Annotated in this window: 16 protein-coding genes, 1 tRNA gene and 2 rRNA genes (1 of these 19 cut by a window edge); 11 read left to right on the forward strand and 8 right to left on the reverse strand. The window is 45.5% G+C overall.

Going from position 1 to position 17824, the window contains the following annotated elements; translation table 11 throughout:
• Positions 1 to 36 precede the first annotated feature (36 nt).
• The 4 genes from CBP12_RS09100 to CBP12_RS09115 all read left to right on the forward strand — a co-directional run bounded on the left by CBP12_RS09100 (position 37) and on the right by CBP12_RS09115 (position 3269).
• Entirely contained in the window at positions 37 to 723 is a 687-nt protein-coding gene (locus tag CBP12_RS09100) for a C39 family peptidase (protein ID WP_086964149.1), read from the forward strand.
• A gap of 7 nt (positions 724 to 730) precedes the next feature.
• Entirely contained in the window at positions 731 to 1459 is a 729-nt protein-coding gene (locus tag CBP12_RS09105) for a hypothetical protein (protein ID WP_086964150.1), read from the forward strand.
• Between the two features lie 29 nt (positions 1460 to 1488).
• A complete protein-coding gene (locus tag CBP12_RS09110; RefSeq protein ID WP_086964151.1) occupies positions 1489 to 2667 on the forward strand; it encodes a transporter family protein in 1179 nt (392 codons plus the stop codon).
• Positions 2668 to 2861: 194 nt separating this feature from the next.
• Positions 2862 to 3269, forward strand: a complete 408-nt coding sequence (locus CBP12_RS09115; RefSeq protein ID WP_086965503.1) for a CBS domain-containing protein — start codon at positions 2862 to 2864, stop codon at positions 3267 to 3269.
• Positions 3270 to 3340: 71 nt separating this feature from the next.
• On the opposite strand, the gene asnA is transcribed toward CBP12_RS09115, so the two are convergent.
• Positions 3341 to 4333, reverse strand: a complete 993-nt coding sequence (asnA, locus tag CBP12_RS09120; protein ID WP_086964152.1) for an aspartate--ammonia ligase — start codon at positions 4331 to 4333, stop codon at positions 3341 to 3343.
• A 138-nt stretch (positions 4334 to 4471) separates the two neighbouring features.
• Between asnA and asnC the strand changes: the two genes are divergently transcribed.
• On the forward strand, positions 4472 to 4945 hold the full coding sequence (gene asnC / locus CBP12_RS09125) for a transcriptional regulator AsnC (RefSeq protein ID WP_086964153.1): 474 nt from the start codon (positions 4472 to 4474) through the stop codon (positions 4943 to 4945).
• Positions 4946 to 5062: 117 nt separating this feature from the next.
• Here the strand turns inward: asnC and CBP12_RS09130 are convergent, their stop codons facing one another.
• The gene (locus CBP12_RS09130; RefSeq protein WP_086964154.1) at positions 5063 to 5569 is read right to left on the reverse strand and encodes an efflux RND transporter periplasmic adaptor subunit; all 507 of its coding nucleotides are present in this window, start codon (positions 5567 to 5569) and stop codon (positions 5063 to 5065) included.
• Positions 5570 to 5747: 178 nt separating this feature from the next.
• On the opposite strand from CBP12_RS09130, the gene CBP12_RS09135 reads away from it, so the two are divergent.
• The 3 genes from CBP12_RS09135 to CBP12_RS09145 all read left to right on the forward strand — a co-directional run bounded on the left by CBP12_RS09135 (position 5748) and on the right by CBP12_RS09145 (position 9196).
• Positions 5748 to 6473, forward strand: a complete 726-nt coding sequence (locus tag CBP12_RS09135; RefSeq protein WP_086964155.1) for a response regulator — start codon at positions 5748 to 5750, stop codon at positions 6471 to 6473.
• The gene (locus CBP12_RS09140) at positions 6463 to 7851 is read left to right on the forward strand and encodes an ATP-binding protein (RefSeq protein ID WP_086964156.1); all 1389 of its coding nucleotides are present in this window, start codon (positions 6463 to 6465) and stop codon (positions 7849 to 7851) included. Before CBP12_RS09135 ends, CBP12_RS09140 begins: the two co-directional genes overlap by 11 nt.
• 76 nt (positions 7852 to 7927) lie before the next feature.
• Positions 7928 to 9196: an O-acetylhomoserine aminocarboxypropyltransferase/cysteine synthase family protein gene (locus tag CBP12_RS09145; protein ID WP_086964157.1), complete on the forward strand. Its 1269-nt coding sequence runs from the start codon at positions 7928 to 7930 to the stop codon at positions 9194 to 9196.
• Positions 9197 to 9305: 109 nt separating this feature from the next.
• Here the strand turns inward: CBP12_RS09145 and metF are convergent, their stop codons facing one another.
• The gene (gene metF / locus CBP12_RS09150; RefSeq protein WP_086964158.1) at positions 9306 to 10214 is read right to left on the reverse strand and encodes a methylenetetrahydrofolate reductase; all 909 of its coding nucleotides are present in this window, start codon (positions 10212 to 10214) and stop codon (positions 9306 to 9308) included.
• Positions 10215 to 10681: 467 nt separating this feature from the next.
• On the reverse strand, positions 10682 to 11293 hold the full coding sequence (locus tag CBP12_RS09155) for an OmpW family outer membrane protein (protein ID WP_086964159.1): 612 nt from the start codon (positions 11291 to 11293) through the stop codon (positions 10682 to 10684).
• A 243-nt stretch (positions 11294 to 11536) separates the two neighbouring features.
• Here CBP12_RS09155 and rnk point away from each other — a divergent pair, with 243 nt between their 5' ends.
• Positions 11537 to 11944, forward strand: a complete 408-nt coding sequence (gene rnk, locus CBP12_RS09160; protein WP_086964160.1) for a nucleoside diphosphate kinase regulator — start codon at positions 11537 to 11539, stop codon at positions 11942 to 11944.
• Positions 11945 to 12035: 91 nt separating this feature from the next.
• Positions 12036 to 12992: an AEC family transporter gene (locus CBP12_RS09165; protein WP_198341779.1), complete on the forward strand. Its 957-nt coding sequence runs from the start codon at positions 12036 to 12038 to the stop codon at positions 12990 to 12992.
• 10 nt (positions 12993 to 13002) lie between these two features.
• Here the strand turns inward: CBP12_RS09165 and CBP12_RS09170 are convergent, their stop codons facing one another.
• On the reverse strand, positions 13003 to 13701 hold the full coding sequence (locus CBP12_RS09170) for a phosphatase PAP2 family protein (RefSeq protein WP_086964162.1): 699 nt from the start codon (positions 13699 to 13701) through the stop codon (positions 13003 to 13005).
• Positions 13702 to 13925: 224 nt separating this feature from the next.
• On the opposite strand from CBP12_RS09170, the gene CBP12_RS09175 reads away from it, so the two are divergent.
• On the forward strand, positions 13926 to 14213 hold the full coding sequence (locus CBP12_RS09175) for a hypothetical protein (RefSeq protein ID WP_086964163.1): 288 nt from the start codon (positions 13926 to 13928) through the stop codon (positions 14211 to 14213).
• A 443-nt stretch (positions 14214 to 14656) separates the two neighbouring features.
• Here the strand turns inward: CBP12_RS09175 and CBP12_RS09180 are convergent.
• From CBP12_RS09180 to CBP12_RS09190, 3 genes are all read right to left on the reverse strand, one after another.
• Positions 14657 to 14733 (reverse strand) — tRNA-Asp (locus tag CBP12_RS09180).
• A 31-nt stretch (positions 14734 to 14764) separates the two neighbouring features.
• Positions 14765 to 14879, reverse strand: a 5S ribosomal RNA gene (rrf, locus tag CBP12_RS09185).
• 111 nt (positions 14880 to 14990) lie between these two features.
• Positions 14991 to 17824 (reverse strand): 23S ribosomal RNA (locus tag CBP12_RS09190) (it continues 58 nt past the right edge of the window).

Consider the following 17824-nt stretch of genomic DNA (forward strand, 5'->3'; position numbering starts at 1 on the left):
ATAGTCCGGAGCCAATTAATTGCTGAGGGAACGGCAATGAAACTAATATTAATTAGTATCTTACTCTTTGCTTCATGCTCTACTTTTGCAGCCCACCTTAATATGACAGGTACAGTACCCGGCATAGGCGGTGCAGGTAAGAAAGTAATAAGTTTGGCAGAACGTAAATTTATTGGCGTAGAACAGCAGCAAACAGATTTCAGTTGTGGCGCAGCTTCTCTTGCGACTATCTTAAAATATTCATACAACATTAAAACTAATGAAAAGTGGGTAATGGATGGCATGTTAGCCATGTCAGATCCTGAGCTGGTTGCTCAATATGGTTTTTCAATGTTAGATATGAAAAATTATGTAGAAATGCTCGGCATGGAAGCAAAAGGCTTTAAAGTTGCTGCCGAAAATATTCACCAATTAACTATTCCCGCGATCGTGCTACTTAACTTAAAAGGCTTTCATCACTTTGTGGTCTTAAAAAAAGTGGATGATGAAGGTCGTGTATATTTAGCCGACCCAGCGCTAGGGAATAAGGTAATTGAAATGGAAGAGTTTTTAGCTGGCTGGAATAACGTCATACTGGCGGTAGTAGGCTCAGGTTATGATAAACACTCCATTTTAGCCAACCCATCATTGCCATTAACGGCTCGCGGTAGAGACGGACGTTTTGTCCCCGTATCTGATGCAGCATTAATGGAATTTGGCTTTAGCCATAAAGACTTATTGTGAGGCGACCATGAAAAAAATCGTCATGTTCCTAACATTAATATCCACTGCCGGATTAGTCCAAGCTGCAGAATTAGCTAATCCATTTTCAAATGATATTGGCATATTATTAAGTGATGAAGTACTCAGCGGGCAGCGAGGTAAGTTTGTTGCAGGGCCTAAACCTCATTACTTTGGTATTGAGTTTATCACTTCAATAGCCGGACCTAATGGCATAATTACCAGCGGCATGCAATTAAATGTCGATCTCAATAGTCGTAACCCAAAGCTAAATGTATCCGCTTACACGGATGAAAACACATTAGCTAGTAACATAAATAGTAAAAATGATCCTCACACTGCTAATAATTTGCCTAATGGCAGTGGCTTAGTTCAAGGCGCGCAAGTAACTGGCAATAATAACATTGGTATCAATGATTTAAGTTTTATTGCGGGCAATATGTCAGTAAAAGGACAGACGCTAAACCAAGGACACTACCAAATAAAATTACCTGATGGGCTAGTCCGCTATGATTTTAATAGTGGCGGTTTAGGCATGTCTTACTCCACCAGCACCAGCAGTGCCACACAAATGCTACGCAATGATAAAAATAATAATGGTTTAGTCCAACAACTTAGCATTAATGGCAATAGTCAGCTACTTTCTAATCAGGCTAAATTTTATATAGGCGACCAACTCGGTGTCTATACCGATCTAGCTGAAACGTTAAGACAACAATTACCGACGGGGATCAGGTAATCACCATCATTTAAACGCAGGGAATGCGCATGAAAAAAACAACTTTGACCTTAGCTTTGTTAGGGTGTTGTTCAACGGCAGTATTAGCACAAGAAGCCTCTTTGGGATCCGAAGAGGCTTTATTGCAACAACAATTAGATAACTTACGCCAGCAACTAATTCAGCAAAATCAACAGTTGCATCAATTACAAAACCAATTAGTGACCAGCCAAGCGCCAGTACAAACTATTGACTCAAGTACGCGGGCTAGCGGTGAGCGCCATGATCCTGCGCCCAGCCGCTCTACAGAAGACTTATTACTCGAGCAACATAATGTATTCGACCGTAAATTTAGCCTAGATTTTGGTGTAAGCTATGCCTATTACGATCGTAAACAACTATTACTGCGTGGCCTAGTCGTTTATGACGCGATATTTCTTGGAAAAATTGATACCGATCGTATTCGCTCTCACCAATGGACCGCCGATATTACTGGGCGTTATACTTTTAACGACAGATGGCAGGCTGAACTAAAAATTCCTTATATTTACCGTTATATGGACTTTAACGCCGCGGATGACAAAAACCTCACCACAGTAGCAAGTATAAAAGATGGCGATATTGGAGATATCAGTGCCGCTGTTTATTATCGTTTATTAACTGAAACGAATAGCCGCCCAGATTTAGTCTGGAACCTAAGAGCCACCGCACCCACAGGGCGGGATCCTTTTGGCATTCCAAATACTCCTAACGCCAACACTAATTTAAACGATGTTCCTTCCAAACTTGCCACTGGTACCGGTTTATGGGGACTGTCCACCGGTTTTTCAGCCGTTAAAACCGTGGACCCGGCCATTTTATTTGCAAGCTTCGATTACTCTCATTACTTAAAAGGTAGCTTCGACGATATTTCTGCAGGCAAGCAACAGCCTGGCGATGTGCAACTAGGTGATTCTTTTGGCTATGGGCTTGGCATCGCTTTTGCTTTGAGTGAGCGCTTAAGTTTATCGCTTAACTTTAATCAAAGTTTCAGCTTGGAAGCCAAACAGACAGATGGGAACAATAACTTAATTAAAGTACCCGGTAGTAACGGCAACTCGGCCACTATGGGTATGGGCGTTACTTGGGCTATTGATGATAACTTATCCATGGTCGTGAACTGGGCGGCAGGCTTAACCCAAGATGCACCGGATTATGTAGTGGGTATTCGACTGCCATATCGGTTTTAAGCGCCGGGTTAATAATGGCAGCTGTGATACTGTTCATAGCTTATAGCGCAATCACAGTTTAAGAAGGCTGCATTACACTATAATCGTAGACAGTTACCCATTAGCGTTTAGAGCGTTCACCGTAAAATTAGCTTACTTCGCTAAGTAGTGGCACACTCATAGCTAAGCGTTTTTTAAGGAGAGTTATCATGGTAATGGCAACGGTAAGCGAGATTATGCGGCGTAGTATACCGCTGCTAACGGCGGACATGACGATTACTGAGGCACTAGATAAACTGCTGGCCTCCAACCTCAGTGGTTTACCTGTGGTAGATAGTCAGCGCAAGATTATCGGCTTTCTTTCTGAACAAGATTGCATCCCACAATTGGTTAAAGCCAGCTATCACTGCGACAGCCGCGTGACAGTTAACGAACTCATGTATAAAGAGCCTTTAACCGTCGCCCCTAATAGTGATGTTTTTGAACTGGCTAGGCTCATGGGCGGCCCTAAGCCGAAAATTTATCCGGTGGTGGAAGATAGTAAAGTAATAGGGATTGTCACTCGTCATCAAGTTATGCAATTTCTTAACGAACAATTACAAAACTGTACTATTAGCTTTTAGTTAATCAGCATAGTTTATAAAAAAACGGGAGCCGCTAGGCTCCCGTTTTTATTAACGCTTAACAACATAAGTTAGAGAATCGCATCCACAGAGTGGTAAAGCTCTGCTGGCCACACCCCACATTGCACTTGGCCAATATGTGATAGCTGTAGCAGTAACATCGCTAAGCGCGACTGTCCTATGCCACCCCCCACAGTTTGCGGCAGCTCACCGGCTAACAAAGCTTGGTGCCATTCTTGAGTAGCTCTGTCTTCTTGTCCCATTAGCGCCAACTGATAACGCAAAGCTTCTTGATCAACTCGGATCCCCATAGAAGACAGCTCAAAGGCATTTTCTAGAATAGGGTTCCACACTAAAATATCACCGTTTAAGCCACATAAGCCATCTTCACTGGCGCTTGACCAATCATCATAATCAGGCGCGCGCATGTCGTGACTGTCACCATGACTTAATTGACAACCAATACCGATTAAAAATACGGCTCCAAACTCTTTAGCGATAGCACACTCTCGGCCTTTTGCATCTAAATCCGGATAGCGATTTAATAATTCCTCAGCGTGCAAAATATGGATCTGCTCAGGTAAAAAGGGAGTAAGTCCATATTGTGCGGCTGCGGCCATTTCAGTTTGCTTAATTGCACTATAAATTTTATTAACAACGGTTTTTAGGTAGTCGGTATTACGGTCTTGCTCCGTCATTACCAGCTCCCAGTCCCACTGATCCACATACACTGAGTGAATAGGGCTTAAACTGTCTTCGTCAGGGCGTAGCGCCTTCATGTTGGTATAAATACCCTCACCTGGCTCAAATTCAAAACGCGCTAACGTATGGCGCTTCCACTTTGCTAATGAATGCACCACTTCAAAGGTAGACTGAGGAAGAGCTTTGACTTTTACTTGCACCGCTTTTTCTGAGCCAGATAAGTTATCTTGCATGCCATCACCAAGGCGGCTGAGAATAGGTGCTTGCACTTCCAATAAATTGAGTTGCTCAGCCAACAGATTAGAAAAATACTCTTTTACAAAACGGATCTGGCGCTGGCGTTCAATATAGGACTGCTTCATCTCATGTACCTAGTTGGTTAATGGGTTTTAATGAATTCTCAAGTAAAAGCCTAATAAATTCAATATTACATAGGGAAAATACCAACAAAGTTTTATATTCAACAATTAAAGAGCCTAATTATAAGGAAAGCGCAAAATATGGCGATAAAACGTGAGCTAAATTATCAAATCGATAATTTGGATAAGTCGATATTAATCGCGCTAATGGATAATGCCCGCACCGCCTATGCGGAGCTAGCTAAGCGACTGGCTGTTAGTCCTGGCACCATACATGTGCGAGTTGAGAAGATGAAGCAGGCAGGAATTATTGAAGGCACGCGCGTGCAAGTTAATGCTAAACAGCTCGGCTACGATGTCTGTTGTTTTATTGGCATTATCTTAAAAAGTGCTCGCGATTACCCAAGCGCCTTGGCTAAATTAGACCAACTTGAAGAAGTGGTAGAGGCTTACTACACCACGGGGCAATACAATATTTTTATTAAAGTCATGACTCGTTCTATTGATGAACTTCAGCAAGTGTTGATTAATCGTTTACAAACCATAGATGAAATCCAATCTACAGAAACGTTGATCTCACTACAACAGCCCATTGATCGGGACGTGATACCTTAAGAACAGCGTTAAACCATGACGAACAGCCAATAAAAAAGCACTGCGGCCATGGGCATAGGTGCTTTTTACGTTAGCTATCAGTTTAATATTAGGGGTTTAACGTGGGATAAAGCGCTGTTACTGCTTTGCTTTAGTCAACAAGTCTTGAAGCTGCTGATTACGCAGTTGTTTGAGCTTATAATCGGCGGCAATTTTTTCTAGAGTGGCTTCTTTAATGGCCTTATCTTCTAGCTGGTTCGCCTTATGTTTCGCCATTAGCATGCGTAACTGCGCCTGCTCGGCTTGAGCCGTTAAGCGGGCTTGGCTTGCTTTAATAAATTGCGCTTTAAGCTCAGAGTTATCTAGTTTAGCTAAGCGCTTATCTAGGTATTTGGCAAAGCGCTCTGGTTTCATCTGTTTTTCTTGGTAGCCATGATGGTACTTGCTGCCTTGCCCTTTATGCGCCTGATAACCGTGATGGCTAAGCATCTGATGATGTTGGTGTGCTATATCTGCAGTTGCTTCTTGTTGAACCGGTTGTTCAGCAATAACTTGCTTAGATGAGGTTTCTTTAGCATTTTCAGCCAGTGCCCAAGTGGGCGCAGCTAATAAGGTAGTGGCTAATACTAACGCGCTATATTTCATGTTCATGGCCTCTATCAAGGGGATGTGTAAGGTATTAAAGCAGAGTTTTGTCAGCAAACTGTGTCAGATAAGCCGGAGCTTGTCACAAAATGTGTCGCTATTAAGGCTTGTCATACTTTGACATTCTTTATTTAAGCTCTGCGCTTATACTGGCCACTGGGTGTCATAAGGAGGCAGCATGACTCAGGCTAAGCACTTACTGGTGGTGGATGATCACGCAGAAATTCGCGACTTACTAAAACGGTTTTTAGAACAACACGGCTATCAAATTAGTACGGTTGCTGAGGGAAATGCTATGCGCCAGCATTTAGCGCACCAGCAGCCCGATCTTATTATTCTTGATCTTATGTTGCCCGGCGATGATGGCTTAACTTTATGTCGAGAGCTGCGCGGTCAAGGCAATCCAGTGCCTATTATTATGCTAACCGCAATAGGTGAAGAAACTGATCGCATCGTGGGTTTAGAAATGGGCGCCGATGATTACTTACCTAAGCCTTTTAATCCACGAGAGTTATTAGCGCGTGTTAAAGCGGTATTAAGGCGCCAATCAATGGTAGAAAGTCCAGTAGAGCATACCGACTCTGCAAGCCTGTACTTTGATCGCTGGTGTCTAGACTTAAATCGGCGAGAGTTGCGCGACGAACGCGGCATCACCGTTAGTTTAAGCACGGCAGAATTTGATTTATTGCGAGTCTTTACTCAGCATCCTCATCATGTACTGAGTCGTGATCAACTGCTCGACTTAGCGCGAGGCCGCGAAGCCCAAGCCTTCGATAGAGCCATTGATACTTTAGTAAGCCGCTTGCGGCGCAAGCTTGAGCATGACTCTAAACAGCCCACGTTAATTAAAACTATTTGGGGTGGCGGTTATATGTTAGTTGCCGATGTACGCCATGGTCAGTAAACGATGGCGCTTTTGGCTAAGCGGCTTAAGCGGCCAAGTGATCATGTTGGCGCTGTCGGTACTGGTGGTTATCCAGCTAGTGGGCATCCAGATTTATCGTATTGAACGTGAAGAAACTTTAGGATTGGTGAATAGTCGCTTTGCTTTGCAAAGAGTAGTATCAGCCATTCGCTTACTCAATCAATCTCCAGCCAATTTAGAAGATGAAATATTACGTGCCACACGCAGCGAAACGCTGCGCCTTAGGATCCGTGCGCAAGGCACCACACCTAAGCTGCGTAATGAACATTTTGAGCAATTAATACGCAAAGTATTAGAGTATCCAGATCCACTTGCCATTCAGATTAGCGCAGAGCGTCGGTTAGCAAATGAGCAATTATACCCTAATAGTAAAGATGAGCGCGGACAAGCTAAACCCATTCGCCGCCATCCTGGGATGGCTCCCGATGTGCGCTTACAAGGCAGCATAGAGCTAGCTGATGGCCGCTGGCTTGATTTCACCTCGCTACGAGATAATGAAATGCCCGGATGGTCGGCAAAGTATATTATCTCTTTTGTGTTATTAGCCGCGCTATTAGCCGCTCTAATGATTTGGCTATTACAACGCGCGACTCGGCCTTTAAAACAACTAGCACAACAAGCAGAACGGCTTGGGCGCGGAGATAAAGCCGAAGCCATTAATGAAACAGGCCCGCGAGAAATTCGTGACACTCTAAGTGCCTTTAACCGCATGCAAGAACGTCTAGATCGCTTTGTTTCTGATCGCACCCGTATGTTAGCCGCTATCTCTCACGACTTACGCACGCCGCTCACCACCTTAAAACTGCGCTGCGAGTTTTTGGCCGAGGGAGAAGATAAACAAAAAATACAACAAAGCTTAGCGATTATGGAGCAGATGCTCAGCGCGACGTTACAATTTGCTCAACAAGACGGGGTAGCGGAGCCACTAAGTCATCTAGACTTACCCAGCTTATTGCAAAGCTTATGTGATGACTTAGAAGATAATGGTCATCAAGTAAGCTTAGTTAGCCAACAACCGGTGGTGTATCGGGGGCGAGCAATGGCATTGCGTCGCGCCTTACAAAATTTACTGGATAATGGCGTAAAATATGGCAATCGTGTTACCGCCGAACTCAAGGTCAGTGACCAACAAATTACAATTAATATTCGCGATTTTGGTCCAGGTATAGCGCCTGAGCAATTAGAAGAAGTCTTTAAACCTTTTACCCGCCTCGATACGGCACGTAATGTAGAAGATGGTAGCATAGGGTTAGGCTTAGCTATTGCTCGCACCCTAATCCACCAACATGGCGGCCAATTGTTGCTTAGTAATCATCCGCAAGGCGGCTTAGTGGCACAGATTTTTCTACCTCGTTAATAGGGGCTGATGCCCCCTTTACAGCCCAGAAGAAAATTCCTACATTGGTTATCTCTCTCATCAAGGACACCATTTAATGAAAGACGAAACACTCGCAGTTCACCATGGTTACACTACAGACCCCACTACTAAGTCAGTAGCCGTACCTATTTATCAAACAGTCGCTTACGAATTTGATAGCGCTCAGCATGGCGCCGATTTATTTAATCTTGAAGTCCCAGGTAATATTTATACGCGGATCATGAATCCGACTAACGATGTGATTGAAAAGCGTGTAGCCGCCCTAGAAGGGGGTATTGCCGGTTTAGCCGTATCTGCTGGTAGCGCAGCTATTCATTATGCGCTGATTAACTTAGCGCAAAACGGTGACAATATTGTCACCACGCCGCAGCTTTATGGCGGCACTTACACCTTATTTGCCCATATGCTGCCGAGCATGGGCATTGAAGTGCGCTTTGCAGAAGATGCCAGTGCCGGCGCTATTGCTAAGCTCATTGACGATAAAACGAAAGCCGTATTTTGTGAAAGTATTGGCAACCCTGCCGGCAATATTACCGACTTGCAAGGTTTAGCCGATGCTGCACACGCTCAAGGCGTGCCTTTAGTGGTCGATAATACAGTCGCTAGCCCAGTGCTGTGCAAGCCCATTGAATTTGGTGCAGACATAGTGGTGCACTCTCTTACTAAATATATTGGCGGCCACGGCAACTCCTTAGGTGGCGTTATTGTAGATAGTGGTAAATTTGACTGGGCAAAAAACAAAGCGCGTTTCCCCCAATTTACCACTCCAGAGCCTGCCTACCACGGCGTGGTGTATACAGAGTCCTTTGGCGAAGCGGCCTTTATTGCGCGTGCACGCACCGTGCCACTGCGTAATACGGGTAGCGCTTTATCGCCCATGAATACCTTCTTATTGCTACAAGGCCTAGAAACCTTACCACTGCGAATGGAGCGCCATGTAGAAAATACGTTTAAGATTGTGGAGTATTTGCAAGCACATCCTCAAGTGGACTGGGTTAACTATGCAGGCTTAAAAGGCCACGCTGACTATGAGCTGGCTCAGCGTTACATGAAAGGTAAGCCTTCTGCATTATTCTCTTTTGGCTTAAAAGGGGGATATGAGGCTGGCGTGCGTTTTTACGATGCACTGAACTTGATTAAACGCTTAGTGAATATTGGTGATACTCGTACCTTAGCCTGTCACCCAGCTTCTACCACTCATCGCCAAATGAGTGAAGCCGAGCAGGCCCAAGCGGGAGTAAAGCCGGAGATGATCCGCTTATCCATTGGTATTGAACACATTGACGATATCATCGCCGACCTAGATCAAGCGCTGAAAGCATAAAAGTAAAGGTGTGAGGTGCAGTAGCACAGTGATAGCTCACACCTTTAGCCTAAAAAGCCCCCATCATGTCAGTGACGGGGGCTTTTTCATGCTAATTACGGGCGGCTAATTATTTATCTGCAGGCAAGGAAAGTTGCGGGCGCACACCTAAGCTATGGCAAATGGCATAGGTTAAATCTGAACGATTCAGCGTATAAAAATGAAAGTCCTTCACCCCTTCTTGGCTTAATACTCGCACCTGATCCATGGCGATACTGGCACCCACTAAGTTACGAGTATTTTGATCGTTTTCCAAACCTTGAAAGCGCTGATGCATCCAATTAGGAATGCGTACGTTAGAAAATCCAGCAAATTTTAACAGTGTTTGGTAGTTAGATACCGGCAAAATACCCGGTACTATCTCAGTATCTATGCCCACCGTTACGCAACGATCGCGAAAGCGTAAATAAGACTCTACATCAAAGAAAAACTGCGTAATAGCACGGCTAGCTCCCGCATCTATTTTACGCTTTAAGCTCAATAAGTCGGCTTGGGCACTCTTTGCCTCGGGATGCACTTCAGGATAAGCAGCCACCGATATATCAAAGTCAGCTTCTTCTTTAAGCAGGCGCACTAAGTCTTCGGCGTACATATCGGGCTTGGCTAGGCCCTCTGGTAAGTCACCGCGCAGCGCCACAATGGAGCGAATGCCACTATTCCAATAATCTTTAGCAATGTCTCGAAGTTCGCTACGGCTGGCGTCAATACAGGTTAGGTGAGGCACGGCAATCAGGCCGGTTTTTTCCTGAATGTCTTTAATGACATTATGAGTTCTGTCACGAGTGCCGGAGTTTGCCCCATAGGTCACAGAGACAAACTTGGGCGCCAAAGTACTGAGCCGCTCGATGGAATCCCATAAGGTTTTCTCCATTTTTTCACTGTTTGGCGGAAAAAACTCAAATGAAACATTAATATTAGTACCCAGTTCAGCCATTGTCTGGTTCAGCGCTTCTACATGCCGCGCGCTAGTAAACCCCATGTTGTTCTCCTGACTATTTAAATTAAATCGGTTTCTTTATGCCGTCGCTGGCGTAGGTCTTAGACACACTGGCTACCACTGACAGGGCTGAAGAGATACGGTATACCCTTAGATAAACCTTATTGAGATAGGCAACATCGTAACCTATTCCGTCATGCCAGATTAAGGCTTAAGGTTTCAGCCGTGCTCACTGCTGCATGCGCTTGGCAATAAAGACTGCCATTTAACGGCGCTCAGAATAACACATATATTGCGGCTCTAAGTACAGTCCGCCACCTAGATGCGAGTAAAAATAAGTTTTTTTGCGCTGTTTAAACAAGCCGTTTCACAGCCACGTTATTTCACTAACACCGGATAATCGCATTGATAGTGGCATTGGTAATGACAAATATTAGTCACAAAAAAGGCAGATCCTAAGACCTGCCTTTGGCACTAGGCCAATGCCTCACAATTTAAGATAGTCAGCCTTAGAAGCGATAACCTAAGCCAATCATAACGCCCACTGGGTCTATGCTGGTTTTAATCGCAGGCCCGCCATTAACAGTTACCTCAGTATCAATATCCATATACCAAATTGAGCTATTAACAAATAATCTATCGGTCACGGCCATGTCTATACCGGCCTGAGCGGCTAAGCCCCATGAGTCACTAGCTTTAACTTTAGCACCGTCAAGTGCACCACGACCTTCTTCGTCGAAGAAAAAGGTATAGTTAATACCGGCGCCTACATAAGGACGCACCTTACTTTGCGCATTACCAAAGTAATATTGAGCGACTAGCGTTGGCGGCAAGTGTTTAACCTTAGCCACCTCATCCAGTCCTGCCGTGCCAACAGAATGAGAGAAAGGTGTGGCGCCCAGTAATTCTACGCCCCAATTATCAGTTAACATGTAGGAAAAAGTTAAACCAAGCTGTGTATTGTTTTCAGCTTCTAAATGACCTGTGCCCGGAACGTTATCACCACTGCTATTAGGGCTAACCATAACAGCGCCGCCACGAACTAAGAAATCACCTGCTTGATGGGCGAAAGCAGAAGGAGCCAATAAGGCAGCGGCAACCAGCAGAGAAACTTTTTTCATGTTTAATCCTTAATTATTATTATGGTGTTATATAACTTATTAGCGATAGTTTGGCGCACTCCCCATAGCTTTCTTTTGATTTAGCGCAAGTTTAAGAAAGAAATATTACTTATTACTTCCCGCTGCTTACAAATTTAAAAATAGCGAGCACGTCGCTAGCAAAAGTAGTCGCAATAGGGTATATCTAAAGTATCGGGTTCAGGCAGCGCTTTTAGCGTTGCCTGCTTTTTTATGGAGGTTTATATGGCTCAGTTGCCACCTATTACTATTTCTTCTCTAGATTTAATACGTCTAGAAGCCTTGCTAGAAAAACAGCCCGAGTCCGACGCCATCACTCGGCTAGAAAATGAGCTTGACCGTGCCAATGTGGTGCCTCCGACCGAGGTGCCAGATAATATCGTGACGATGAATTCAACTATTACTTTCGCCATGGCGACGGGCAAAGAGAGTTTTACCAAAACACTCTGCTATCCAAGAGATATGGATAACGGCAATGAAAAAATTTCCGTGCTAGCCCCCATAGGTGCTGCATTACTTGGCTTAAGCGTAGGGCAAAGCATTGAATGGCCTGCTCCTAACGGCAAGCCAATGCAGGTCAGCATCTCTGCGGTCGATTTCCAACCAGAGCGTGCAGGCGATTATAAATCATAAATAGAAAAAGGCGCATGTTTGCGCCTTTTTCTATTTATGATTTAAGTATAAAATTTTCTATCATCTTCTTTTAAAACACGACTCCTGCATAATGTTACTAATTAATAGCCTGCTATTTGCTTTATCTATCACTGGCCCAATCTGTTTATTATTGTTATTAGGTTTTATTCTACGTCGCAGCCAGATGATGAACACAGGTTTTATAGAAGGTGCCAGTAAGCTAGTATTTAATATAGCGCTACCTATGTTGTTATTTACCAGCATAGCGCAAAGTGATTTTAGTGAGATAATTAGTCTTTCATTAATAGGCTATGGGTTAGCGATTACATTAATTATTTATCTTTTACTGGAATGGTGGGCAAGTCTTGCGATCAGCAATCGACTATTAAGAGGAATTGCAGTTCAAGGCGCGTTTCGCGCTAATATGGCAATTATTGGCTTAGCTTATGTTAACAATGCTTATGGTTCCACAGGAGTAGCTGCAGCGGCTATGTATGTCGCCTGTCTTACTATTTTATATAACATTTTAGCGGTAATTACCTTAAGTCGCAGCCTTAACCAAGGTGAAGCGCTGCGAGCAAAACATCTCATTATAGGCATTGCGAAAAACCCTATTATTATTGGTATTTTACTTGCATTGCCCTTTGCGTTTATAGAATGGTCTATTCCTGCGGCTTTAATTAAAACCGGTGATTATTTAGCTCAATTAACCCTGCCTTTAGCGTTATTATGCGCCGGAGCCAGCCTACAATTAAAAACCAATACTGAAGAAACTCGTCTCTTGCCTACAATAGCGCTGTTGCGCTTAGTAGCGATCCCCTTGGTGATTACTCTTGGTGGTTACTTACTCGGCTTTAGAGACATGGAGTTAACATTGTTATTTCTCATCAACGCGACTCCCACTGCAGCAGCCAGTTATGTCATGGTGAGTGCCATGAAAGGAAATAGTGTATTGGCGGCCAATATTATCGCCATGACCACCTTAGGTTCATTATTTACTACCAGCCTAGGGGCGGCCCTATTTAAGGCGCTAGGCTGGTTACAATAACAGCAGCGGCCTAACTTTTGCTAAGAGGAGGCAGACGTTTATCTAACCAAACGAGCAAGCTGTCAAACACGCCAGTGTGCATTAGCCATGCCATCCCTACACTTGCCACCGATAAAGCGCCTACATATATGTCTGTCCACCAGTGAGCACCGGCCATATAACGGGGTGCTGAAAAAACCACGACAAATACACACCCCCATAATCCTGCTTTCCAAGATAAAAACCGCCATACAAACGCAGTAAAAATCATCAGCATTAAGCCGTGATCGCCTGGAAAGCTATCTCCTGAAGAATCTTTAGTTTTAAAACTAGCAAGTTCAGTAAGCCGGTAAATGTTATCAAACGTTAAAGTGGGGCTAGGGCGCTCCACAGGGATAGCTCTTCCTAATTGGTTAAGACCTACGGCGGTTAATAGCATAATAAAGCCTACAATTAGTAGTTGGCGTTTACGCTCGGAGCTCGCGCCTTTATAGTAGCTATAGTAAACAATGCCCATTGCCAATAATGCTACACCATCAAAGGCGCGGTTATTAGTAAGCCCAATGACATTGACCCAAATCTCGCTATGCCCTATTTTTTCATTAAAGTAATAAAAAATTGTCTTATCAATATCTAACCAAAATCCATGATTAGGGAGTAGATACCAGCTCGAAAAAACGGCAACTGCCACTAAATTCCAAAATAACCATTTATTAAATTGTAGCGACATGACGCCCTCTCACTAACCTTTTTATTGTTTGAGAGCGTATTGTACGGACTTATGGGAAGTTCTCCCACCGCAAAACACTCATTACTTAGCTATGAAGGCTCACCCCTTTAGGGTATTAGAGGATTTAAAAGCAGACTGTTCAGACATGTTGCTCCTTAATTAACCTCGAACAAAGCTTGTGTTAAAATAGCAGCAATTGCTACGTTAATGGATAACCTCACTTTATGAATTTCAAAGAGTTCCAAGCTTCTTTAAAACAAGCCACTCCTCCCCATGGTTTATCGGATGCACTTAAAGCGTTATGGCTTGATGCCAATCAGCAGTGGGAAGACGCCCATGAAGTCATCCGTGATAATACTGATCCCGCCTCTGCTTGGGTCCACGCCTATTTGCATCATGTAGAAGGCGTACTGTGGAATGCCGATTATTGGTACGGTCGTGCTAAAAAAAAGCGTCCAAACTGCAGTACGCAGGATGAATGGCAACAAATCGTCCAAGCATTAACTGCATAAAGAGTCTTTTGTAATAAACTCTTAAGTAAATAAGCGTTAAATACCATCAAGCCCTTGCTCATTTAAGCAGGGCTTTTTATTTGAGCATAGCGTTCTGTCGGCTACTCAACGCCCAAGGTACTTAGTGCAGGGAACCTGTCGCGACCTAGAGACCGCTGGACTATTAAAACAAAAAACCACCCTTTCGGATGGCTTTTCTGAGTAATAATAGCGGGGTGGTAAATGCACCACATTTAAAGGTAGGAGCGCAGCGACCTCATCCAGGGTGCCCACAGGGCCAGAATGAAAAAAGCCCTGACTGTTAAGTCAGGGCTTTTGAATAATAGCGGAGTGGTAAATGCACCGCATTTAAAGGTAGGAGCATAGCGATCTCATTCAGTCTGTCCGCGAAGACATTTTTATAAACAAAAAAGCCACCCGAAGATGGCTTTTTTGAGTAAAAATGGCGGAGTGGACGGGACTCGAACCCGCGACCCCCGGCGTGACAGGCCGGTATTCTAACCAACTGAACTACCACTCCGCAAAGCTTGATAGTTTAGGTCTAAATTGGCGCCTGGCAGTGACCTACTTTCACATGGCATCTGCCACACTATCATCGGCGCGGCTGCGTTTCACTACTGAGTTCGGCATGGAGTCAGGTGGTTCCACAGCGCTATGGCCGCCAGGCATAAATTGTAATCTGGAAGACTGATGTTTTTAGTTGTCGTAGTATTAGTACGCTAACTTGAATAATTTGTTTGTTCTCGACCGCAAGGTCTCACACTTCTTGGGTGTTGTATGGTTAAGCCGCACGGGTCATTAGTATTGGTTAGCTCAATGCATCGCTGCACTTACACACCCAACCTATCAACGTCTTAGTCTCAAACGGCCCTTTAGAGGGCGTAAAGCCCTTGGGATGACTCATCTTGAGGCTCGCTTCCCGCTTAGATGCTTTCAGCGGTTATCGATTCCGAACGTAGCTACCGGGCAATGCATCTGGCGATACAACCCGAACACCAGGGGTTCGTCCACTCCGGTCCTCTCGTACTAGGAGCAGCTCCTCTCAATCATCCAACGCCCACGGCAGATAGGGACCGAACTGTCTCACGACGTTCTGAACCCAGCTCGCGTACCACTTTAAATGGCGAACAGCCATACCCTTGGGACCGACTTCAGCCCCAGGATGTGATGAGCCGACATCGAGGTGCCAAACACCGCCGTCGATATGAACTCTTGGGCGGTATCAGCCTGTTATCCCCGGAGTACCTTTTATCCGTTGAGCGATGGCCCTTCCATACAGAACCACCGGATCACTATGACCTACTTTCGTATCTGCTCGACCTGTCCGTCTCGCAGTTAAGCTGGCTTATGCCATTGCACTAACCGTACGATGTCCGACCGTACTTAGCCAACCTTCGTGCTCCTCCGTTACTCTTTAGGAGGAGACCGCCCCAGTCAAACTACCCACCAGGCACTGTCCGCAACCCCGATAAGGGGCCAACGTTAGAACATCAGACATACAAGGGTGGTATTTCAAGGATGGCTCCACCACGACTGGCGTCATGGTTTCACAGCCTCCCACCTATCCTACACATGTAGGGCCAATGTTCAGTGCCAAGCTATAGTAAAGGTTCACGGGGTCTTTCCGTCTAGCCGCGGGTATACGGCATCTTCACCGCAAATTCAATTTCACTGAGTCTCGGGTGGAGACAGCGTGGCCATGATTACACCATTCGTGCAGGTCGGAACTTACCCGACAAGGAATTTCGCTACCTTAGGACCGTTATAGTTACGGCCGCCGTTTACTGGGGCTTCAATCAAGAGCGTCACCCGAAGGCTAACCCCATCATTTAACCTTCCAGCACCGGGCAGGTGTCACACCGTATACGTCCTCTTGCGAGTTTGCACAGTGCTGTGTTTTTGATAAACAGTTCCAGCCACCTGGTCACTGCGGCTGACCCACGCTCCATCCGCAAGGGATTTCACCTGTTTCAGCGTACCTTCTCCCGAAGTTACGGTACTATTTTGCCTAGTTCCTTCACCCGAGTTCTCTCAAGCGCCTTAGTATTCTCTACCCGACCACCTGTGTCGGTTTGGGGTACGATTCACGTGCATCTGAAGCTTAGAGGCTTTTCCTGGAAGCGGGGCATCAATGACTTCACCGCCGTAGCGATTTCGTCTCAGGTCTCAGCATTGAGCGTCCGGATTTACCTAAACACCCTGCCTACACCCTTTCACCAGGACAACCAACGCCTGGCCCATTTAGCCTTCTCCGTCCCCCCATCGCAATGCACGTCAGTACGGGAATATTAACCCGTTTCCCATCGACTACGCCTTTCGGCCTCGCCTTAGGGGTCGACTCACCCTGCCCCGATTAACGTTGGACAGGAACCCTTGGTCTTTTGGCGTGGAGGTTTTTCACCCCCATTATCGTTACTCATGTCAGCATTCGCACTTCTGATATCTCCAGCATGCTTCACAACACACCTTCGCAGACTTACAGAACGCTCCCCTACCACGCACTCTAAAAGAGTGCATCCGCGGCTTCGGTGCATAGTTTAGCCCCGTTACATCTTCCGCGCAGGCCGACTCGACCAGTGAGCTATTACGCTTTCTTTAAATGATGGCTGCTTCTAAGCCAACATCCTGGCTGTCTGAGCCTTCCCACTTCGTTTCCCACTTAACTATGACTTTGGGACCTTAGCCGGCGGTCTGGGTTGTTTCCCTCTTCACGATGGACGTTAGCACCCACCGTGTGTCTCCCGGATAGTACTTTGCGGTATTCGGAGTTTGCATAGGGTTGGTAAGTCGGGATGACCCCCTAGCCTAAACAGTGCTCTACCCCCGCAAGTATTCGTCCGAGGCTCTACCTAAATAGATTTCGGGGAGAACCAGCTATCTCCCGGTTTGATTGGCCTTTCACCCCCAACCACAAGTCATCCCCTAATTTTGCAACATTAGTGGGTTCGGTCCTCCAGTTGATGTTACTCAACCTTCAACCTGCTCATGGCTAGATCACCGGGTTTCGGGTCTACTCCTAGCAACTCGTCGCCCAGTTAAGACTCGGTTTCCCTACGGCTCCCCTATACGGTTAACCTTGCTACTAAAAGTAAGTCGCTGACCCATTATACAAAAGGTACGCAGTCACCCAACAAGTGGGCTTCCACTGCTTGTACGTACACGGTTTCAGGTTCTATTTCACTCCCCTCACAGGGGTTCTTTTCGCCTTTCCCTCACGGTACTGGTTCACTATCGGTCAGTCAGGAGTATTTAGCCTTGGAGGATGGTCCCCCCATATTCAAACAGGATATCACGTGTCCCGTCCTACTCGATTTCACTGTAAGTGGCATTTGGTGTACGGGGCTATCACCCACTACGGCTGGTCTTTCCAGGACCATTCCACTACACCACACACAGCTTAAGGGCTGGCCCCCGTTCGCTCGCCGCTACTAGGGGGATCTCGGTTGATTTCTGTTCCTCGGGGTACTTAGATGTTTCAGTTCTCCCGGTTCGCCTCGCAACGCTATGTATTCACGTTACGATACTGCACTGAGTGCAGTGGGTTTCCCCATTCGGATATTACGGACTCAAGCGCTTCTTACCAGCTCATCCGTACTTAACGCAGGTTAGCA

It is taken from the genome of Oceanisphaera avium (assembly GCF_002157875.1).
GTDB classification, from domain to species: Bacteria; Pseudomonadota; Gammaproteobacteria; order Enterobacterales; family Aeromonadaceae; genus Oceanimonas; species Oceanimonas avium.